At 64.2% G+C, this 1,063-nt stretch carries 1 pseudogene; it reads right to left on the bottom strand.

What is annotated here, in order from left to right:
* Positions 1 to 61 precede the first annotated feature (61 nt).
* A pseudogene (locus ACYVK3_RS21360) lies at positions 62 to 523 on the bottom strand (transposase family protein); the annotation flags it as partial.
* Between the last annotated feature and the right edge of the window lie 540 nt (positions 524 to 1,063).

Consider the following 1,063-nt stretch of genomic DNA (forward strand, 5'->3'; position numbering starts at 1 on the left):
GCAGGCTAGCCTCGCCCTCGCCGCATAGGACGGTGTCAACATCAAAGGGGTAAGCCCCGGATCAGTCAGGTCCATGACCAGCGTCGCGCAACCCCATAGGTCGCCACCGATGCAGCTCATGCCAGGTCGAACAGACCCGCTTCCCGGATGAACCGGGGCAGCATCCAGATTCCGGCTGCGGCGGTGTCGTGGATCGATCCGCGTATGGCCCCGAAACCCACAGCAGCTCCCCGGTCGGCGAGGCGATGGCCTGAAGATTCATACCGTGGTGGCGGTGCTTGCCAGAGTGGAAGGGCCGGTCGAGCCGATGGCGCTGCGTGCGGATGAGCGTGCCGTCGAGGATCACGAACGCCCAGCCGTCGCTTTTCGCCCGCCGCAGTGCCTGGCGCAGTCCGGTCGCTTTGGCCGCGAGTAGGCCGATGGTCTCGCGGACCCGGCGCCAGGCGGTCGCCTCCGAGATCCCGAAACCGTCCGCCAGGGTCCGCAGTCGCTCGCCTTTGTGCAGGTAGGCGAGCATGAGGAGTGCCTGGTCGCCCCGGGGTGAGGCGGCGCCATCGGGAGCGGATGGTCTTACGGTGGGTGCGAATGAGGGCCGACACGCGGGTCAGGGTGGCTGTCGACAACGGCAGCACCGCAGGGTAGAAAAGCACTGAGGCTCCTGGTGGAGGTCGCGGTAGCGGTAGCACCTGCCGTTCAACCAGGAGCTTCTTCCGCGCCCATCAGGCACTCACCCTGCAAACAACCTGCAGCTCAACAAGACACACGCAGGATGCAAGAGGTTCAGTGGAAACCGAACCCGTGTCTATGTGGACAGGCACGGGGTCCACCCAAGAACCAGCCATGCAACGCCTCGTCGGAGCAGACCCCACGAACAGGTCGGCGCCCGAGTCCAGGAGATCGGTCTTCTCCTCGGGCTATCCTGGCAGCGGCTGCTGTTGTTCGTTTTCTTGCGTCACAACGACATCATGTACCGGCAGCCGCGCCGTGCTTCCTTCAACCTCTTGCATACCAAAGGGTTCTATGCCCACTTCAGCGGTCACCTACAGTCACACAACGAACTTCC

This window comes from Glycomyces tarimensis (genome assembly GCF_054776215.1).